Here is a 6,418-nt window from a genome sequence, read left to right on the forward strand (position 1 = left end):
CCACGAAGCTGAAGCCCGTCCACATGGCGATGCCGATCCACACCAGGTGCTTGAACCACTTCTTCACCAGCTTCTCGAGCGACATCGATTCCCCGTCCAGCCGCATGCGCGCGGTGCGGTTGCCCTCGATCCGGTGCTCCACCCACATGAAGATCTCGGTGTAGACGGTCTGCGGGCAGGCATAGCCGCACCACAGCCGCCCGGCCACGGCGGTGAAGAGAAAGAGCGCCAGCGCGCTCACCACCAGCAGCCCCGAGAGGTAGATCAGGTCCTGCGGATACAGCACCAGGCCGAAGACGTAGAAGCGCCGCGCGGCCAGGTCGAACAGCAGCAGCTGCCGCTCGCCCCACTGGGCCCACGGCAGGCCGTAGAACAGCAGCTGGGTCAGGAAGACCATGGCCCAGCGCCAGCGCGCGAACATGCCGCGCACGGTGCGCGGATAGATCTTCTTGGAGGCCTCGTACAGGCCCACCGACTCGCTCTCGGCCGGCGCGATCGGAATGATCTTGCGCGTGCCGGGGCCGGCTTGGGCCGATGCGGCGGAAACGGGAGCGGATGGATCCATGGTGATGGCCTGGCGGCGTCAGGGCCCCGTGGCAGGGTTGGAAAGTCCCCACACATAGGACGCGAGCAGCTTGATCTGCGCCTCGGTGAGCCGGCCTTCCTGCGCGGGCATCTCGCTGTGCTTGCCGGCATTGACCATCTGCACGATGGCCGCCTCGCCGTAGCCATGCAGCCAGGTCTTGTCGCTCAGGTTGGGCGCGCCCACGGCCTGGTTGCCCACGCCGCCGATCCCGTGGCAGGCGGCGCACACCGTGAACTTTGACTTGCCGAGGCCGGCGCGCACCGAGTCGTGCGGCGCGCCCGACAGGCTCAGCACGTAGTTCGCCACGTTCTTCACATCGTCCTGCGTGCCCACCGCCGCGGCCATTGGCGGCATCGTGCCGATGCGGCCCTTGGTGATGGTCTCGGCGATCTTCTCGGGCGTGCCGCCGTGCAGCCAGTCCTTGTCGGTCAGGTTGGGAAAGCCCTTGCTGCCGCGCGCATCGGAGCCGTGGCACTGGGAGCAGTTGTTCATGAACAGGCGCTCGCCGATGGCCATGGCCATGGGTTCGCGGGCGATGTCTTCCATGGTCATGCCGGCGTAGCTCGCGTAGACGGGCGCCAGCGCCGTGTTGGCCTTGGCCACGTCCTCTTCGTACTCGCTCCGGGTGCTCCAGTTCGCCTGGCCGCTGAAGCTGCCCAGCCCCGGAAAGACCACCAGGTAGCCCACCGCGAAGAAGATGGTCAGCACGAAAAGGCCGATCCACCACATGGGCAGCGGATTGTTGGACTCGCGCAGGTCCTCGTCCCACACGTGGCCGGTGGTGTTGTCCGCATCGGAAGGCACGCGCTTGCGGGCCGTGAGCCACAGCAGCAGCATGCATCCAAGGATGCTCAGCACCGCGCCCGCGGCAACGTAGTTGGACCAGAAGTTGTTGACGAAATCGCTCATCGTGGGCCCCTTTTGTTCTTCAGTCCTGCTCGAACGGCAGCTGCGCGGCTTCCTCGAAGCGCGGCGCGTTGCGGCGGGCATAGGCCCAGGCCACGATGCCGAGGAAAAGCACGAAGCACGAAACGGTGGCGGCAACGCGCAAGGTGGTGATGTCGATCATGGTTCAGTGCTCCCTACTTGAGCGCGAGGCCCAGCGATTGCAGGTACGCCACGGTGGCGTCCATCTCGGTCTTGCCGCGCACGTCGTCGGCGGCACGGGCGATCTCCTCGTCCGTGTAGGGCACGCCGACCTGGCGCAGCGCACGCATGTGGCGCGGAACGGCATCGGCATCGACCTGGGTCTTGTCCAGCCAGGCATAGGCCGGCATGTTCGATTCGGGCACCAGGTCGCGCGGGTTGTTCAGGTGGATGCGGTGCCATTCGTCGCTGTACTTGCCGCCCACGCGGTGCAKGTCGGGGCCGGTGCGCTTGCTGCCCCACTGGAACGGATGGTCGTAGACGAACTCGCCGGCCACCGAGTAGTGGCCGTAGCGCAGCGTTTCCGAGCGGAACGGCCGGATCATCTGCGAGTGGCAGTTGTAGCAGCCCTCGCGCAGATAGACGTCGCGGCCGGCCAACTGCAGCGCGGTGTTCGGCTTCAGGCCCTGGATCGGCTCGGTGGTCGACTTCTGGAAGAACAGCGGCACGATCTCGACCAGGCCGCCGATGGCGACGACCACGAGGATCAGCACGATCATCAGCAGGTTGTTGGTCTCCACCTTCTCGTGGGTGAAGCCGCTTGGGGAGGGGGTCTTCTGCGTCATGGCGCTTCCTCAGGCATGGGCAATGGCAACGGGCGGAATGGCGGCCTGCATGGAGCGCCCGGAGATGACGGTCATCCACACGTTCCATGCCATCACCAGCATTCCGGCCAGATACAGCAGGCCGCCGGCCAGCCGCACCACGTAGAACGGGAAGGTGGCCTTCACGCTCTCCACGAAGGTGTAGGTGAGCGTGCCGTCGGGATTGATGGCGCGCCACATCAGGCCCTGCATCACGCCGGCGATCCACATGGCGGCGATGTACAGCACGATGCCGATGGTGGCCATCCAGAAATGCGCCTCGATGGCCTTCACGCTGAACATGGCGGTGCGGCCGTACATGCGCGGGATCAGGTAGTACAGCGAGCCCATCGTGATGAAGCCCACCCAGCCCAGCGCGCCGGAGTGCACGTGGCCGATGGTCCAGTCGGTGTAGTGGCTCAGGGCGTTGACGGTCTTGATCGACATCATCGGACCCTCGAAGGTCGACATGCCGTAGAACGACAGCGCCACGATCAGGAAGCGCAGGATCGGGTCGGTGCGCAGCTTGTGCCAGGCGCCCGAGAGCGTCATCACGCCGTTGATCATGCCGCCCCAGCTCGGCGCGAGCAGGATCAGCGAGAACACCATGCCCAGCGACTGCGTCCAGTCCGGCAGCGCCGTGTAGTGCAGGTGGTGCGGGCCGGCCCACATGTAGGTGAAGATCAGCGCCCAGAAGTGGACGATGGAGAGCCGGTACGAATACACCGGCCGGCCGGCCTGCTTGGGAATGTAGTAGTACATCATCCCGAGGAAGCCSGYGGTGAGGAAGAAGCCCACCGCGTTGTGSCCRTACCACCACTGCACCATCGCGTCCTGCACGCCGGCATAGGCCGAGTAGCTCTTCATCCAGCCCGCCGGAATCTCGGCGCTGTTGACGATGTGCAGCAGCGCCACCGCGATGATGAAGGCGCCGTAGAACCAGTTGGCCACGTAGATGTGGCGCACGCGGCGCATGCCGATGGTGCCGAAGAACACCACCGCATAGGCCACCCACACCACCGCGATCAGGATGTCGATCGGCCATTCCAGCTCGGCGTATTCCTTGCCCGTGGTGTAGCCCAGCGGCAGGCTGATGGCGGCGGCCACGATCACCGCCTGCCAGCCCCAGACCACGAACGACGCGAGCGCCGGCGCGAACAGCCGGACCTGGCAGGTGCGCTGCACCACGTGGAAGCTGGTGGCCATGAGCGCGCAGCCGCCGAACGCGAAGATGACCGCGTTGGTGTGCAGCGGCCGTAGCCGGCCGTAGCTGAGCCACGGGATGCCGAGGCTGAATTCGGGCCAGGCGAGCTCGGTGGCGATGATCACGCCGACCAGCATGCCGACCACGCCCCAGACCACGGACATGAGGGCGAGCTGCCGTACGGCGGTGTCGTCGTAGACCGCTGCGGGAGGATGGGGTTCTTGCATCGTGGTGCCTCTTGATGGACTGCGGGCAGTGTCCCCGCGCCCCCCTCCCGAGGGTTTGATGCAGATCAATCGCCGCGCAGGATGCGGTCGCCTTCGATTTCGATGTCTTCGAACTGCCCGCGCTCGATGGCCCACCAGAGGCCGCCAAGGATGGCGAGCACCAGCACGACCGACAGCGGGATCAGCAGGAAGAGGATGTCCATCAGCGCACCGCCCTGGCCTCGGAAGCTGCGGGGGCCGCGAGCCGCGCCGCATTGAGCACCACCACCAGCGAACTCGCCGCCATGCCCAGCCCGGCCAGCCACGCGGGCAGCCAGCCCATGACGGCCAGCGGCACGCACAGCGCGTTGTAGCCGGCCGCCCATGCCAGGTTCTGCCGCACCACGCGCAGCGTTCGCCGCGCCTGCGCAATGGTGCGCGGAATGGCCGCGAGCGCATCGCCCGGCACCACGAAGTCGGCCCGTGCGCGCGCGAGCGGCACGGCGCGCCCGAAGGCGAAGGAGGCATTCGCGCGCGCCAGCGAAGGACCGTCGTTCAGGCCGTCGCCCACCATCGCCACCTGCCGGCCTTCGGCCTGCAGCCGCCACAGGACCGCGAGCTTGTCCTCGGGCGTGCAGCCGCCCTGCGCGAATTCGATGCCGGCGCGCGCGGCGATCTCCCGCGCGGCGCTGTCGCGGTCGCCCGACAGCAGGCGCACCGTGACGCCTTCGGCCTGCAGCGCCGCCACCGCGGCGGCGGCGTCCGGGCGCAGCTCCTCGGCCAGCACGAAGCTCGCGATCCAGCCCTGCTCGTCGCTCAGGTGCACCTGCGGCGCCTCGACCTGCAGCGGCGCCACGCTGCAATGGCTCGCCGAGCCCAGCCGCACGCGCCGCGCCGGGCCGCCGGCATCGCCGCTTCGGCGCAGCAGGCCCTCGAGCCCGAGGCCGGCCAGTTCAGTCGGTTGCGTCACCTCCCAGCCGGGCGGCGCGCGGAACTGCGCATTCCATGCATTCACGAGCGCACGCGCGCCCGGATGCAGCGAGTGCGCTCCGAGCGCGGCGCCGATCTCCAGCGCATCGCCCGGGCGCAAACCCTGGCGGCAGTAGACCCGTTCGAGCCGCGGCGTGTCGCCGGTCAGCGTGCCCGTCTTGTCGAAGATCACCGTATCGACCGAGGCCAGCGCCTCCAGCGCCTGCAGGTTGGAGGTCAGCACGCCGCCGCGCGCCAGCGCGCCCGCGCTCGCAAGCATGGCGGCCGGCGTGGCGAGCGAGAGCGCGCACGGGCAGGTCACGATCAGCACCGCCACCGCCACCATCAGCGCGCGGCCCGGGTCGGCATGCCACCAGAAGGCCGCGGCGCCGGCAGCCGACACCAGCACCAGCACGAGAAACGGCCGCGCGAGGCGGTCGGCCAGTTGGGCCAGGCGCGRCTTGCCGAGCGCGGCGCTTTCCATCAGCCGCACGATCTGCGCGAAGCGCGTGCCCTCGCCCACCGATTCGATGCGCAGCTGCACGGTCGCCGACAGGTTGTGGCTGCCCGCCAGCACGCGCTCGCCGCGCGCCCGCGCCACCGGGCGGGATTCGCCGGTCAGCAGCGCTTCGTCGGTGCTGGTGCCGCCGTCGATCAGCACGCCGTCGGCCGGAAAGGCCTCGCCCGGGCGCACCCGCACCACGTCGCCCACGGCCAGGCGCCGCACTGCCACGCGCTGCCAGCCGCCATCGGCCCCGAGCCGCTCGACGCCGTCGGGCAGGCGGTTCATCACGGCCTCGAGCGAGCCGGCCGTGCGGTCGCGCAGCCGCGCCTCGAGCCAGCGGCCCGTGAGCAGGAAGAACACGAACATGGTCAGCGAGTCGAAATAGACCTCGTGTCCCAATGCGCCCGCGCCGTCGAAGGTGGCCGCGGTGCTGACCGCGAACGCAATGGCGATGCCGAAGGCGACCGGCACGTCCATGCCGATGCGCGCATGGCGAAAGTCGCGCCACGCGCTGCGAAAGAACGGCCCGCAGGAGAAGAACAGCACCGGCAGCGTCAGCACCCAGGAGGCCCAGCGAAGCAGCTGCGCGGCGTCCGGCGTCATTTCCCCGGGCTGCGCGATGTAGGCCGGGTAGGCGTACATCATCACCTGCATCATGCAAAAGCCCGACACCAGCCAGCGCCAGAGCGCGAGCCGCAACTCGCGCGAACGGCGCTCGCGTGCGGAGCCGTCGGCGGCGGGCACCAGCCGGTAGCCGGCGGCCTCTGAAGCCTCGAACCAGCGCGAGGGCCGCGTCTGCGCGGCGGACCACAGCACGCGGGCACGCTGGCTCGCGGCATTCACCTGCACCTCGAGCACGCCCGCGACGCGCAGCAGCGCGGCCTCCACGGCGAGGCCGCAGCCCGCGCAGTGCATGCCTTCCACCGCCACCTGCGATTCCCAGCGCCCCGTGCCCGCATCGCCGCCATCGAGCGCATGGCCGAAGGCGGGCCATTCGGCGGGATCGTCGAGCACCTGCCAGGCTTCACGGGGTGCCCGTGGGAGCGCGGCGGCCGGGGAAAAGGAGGCGAGCGCGGCTTGCATCGGGCAAGGCTAAGCGCCGGCCGGTCGCGCGCATTTGATCTGCATCAAGCGGCGCGGGTGGCTGCCTGCCTAAGCTCGCGGCACACGTTCCCGGAAAGAAAAACCATGTACAAGCGCATTCTCGTGGCCACCGAC

General features: G+C 68.9%; 7 protein-coding genes. All 7 read right to left on the reverse strand.

Annotation, left to right across the window (positions count from 1 at the left end; translation table 11 throughout):
* The coding region (locus AC1DOC_RS14280) for a 4Fe-4S binding protein (RefSeq protein ID WP_478129970.1) at positions 1–565 on the reverse strand (565 nt) is incomplete at its 3' end.
* A gap of 18 nt (positions 566–583) precedes the next feature.
* On the reverse strand, positions 584–1,495 hold the full coding sequence (gene ccoP, locus AC1DOC_RS14285; RefSeq protein WP_478081971.1) for a cytochrome-c oxidase, cbb3-type subunit III: 912 nt from the start codon (positions 1,493–1,495) through the stop codon (positions 584–586).
* A 19-nt stretch (positions 1,496–1,514) separates the two neighbouring features.
* Complete coding sequence (locus AC1DOC_RS14290; RefSeq protein WP_012747922.1) at positions 1,515–1,655, reverse strand: CcoQ/FixQ family Cbb3-type cytochrome c oxidase assembly chaperone; 141 nt, start codon at positions 1,653–1,655, stop codon at positions 1,515–1,517.
* A 13-nt stretch (positions 1,656–1,668) separates the two neighbouring features.
* Positions 1,669–2,298 carry a cytochrome-c oxidase, cbb3-type subunit II gene (gene ccoO, locus AC1DOC_RS14295; RefSeq protein ID WP_478129971.1) on the reverse strand — a complete coding sequence of 210 codons (630 nt, stop codon included), beginning with the start codon at positions 2,296–2,298 and terminating at the stop codon, positions 1,669–1,671.
* 9 nt (positions 2,299–2,307) lie between these two features.
* Complete coding sequence (gene ccoN / locus AC1DOC_RS14300; RefSeq protein ID WP_478129972.1) at positions 2,308–3,747, reverse strand: cytochrome-c oxidase, cbb3-type subunit I; 1,440 nt, start codon at positions 3,745–3,747, stop codon at positions 2,308–2,310.
* 65 nt (positions 3,748–3,812) lie between these two features.
* On the reverse strand, positions 3,813–3,950 hold the full coding sequence (gene ccoS, locus AC1DOC_RS14305; protein ID WP_012747919.1) for a cbb3-type cytochrome oxidase assembly protein CcoS: 138 nt from the start codon (positions 3,948–3,950) through the stop codon (positions 3,813–3,815).
* Complete coding sequence (locus AC1DOC_RS14310) at positions 3,950–6,283, reverse strand: heavy metal translocating P-type ATPase (RefSeq protein WP_478129973.1); 2,334 nt, start codon at positions 6,281–6,283, stop codon at positions 3,950–3,952. The genes ccoS and AC1DOC_RS14310 overlap by 1 nt, the downstream gene beginning before the upstream one ends.
* Positions 6,284–6,418 lie beyond the last annotated feature (135 nt).

The organism is Variovorax sp. 01T439_2 (assembly GCF_056398445.1).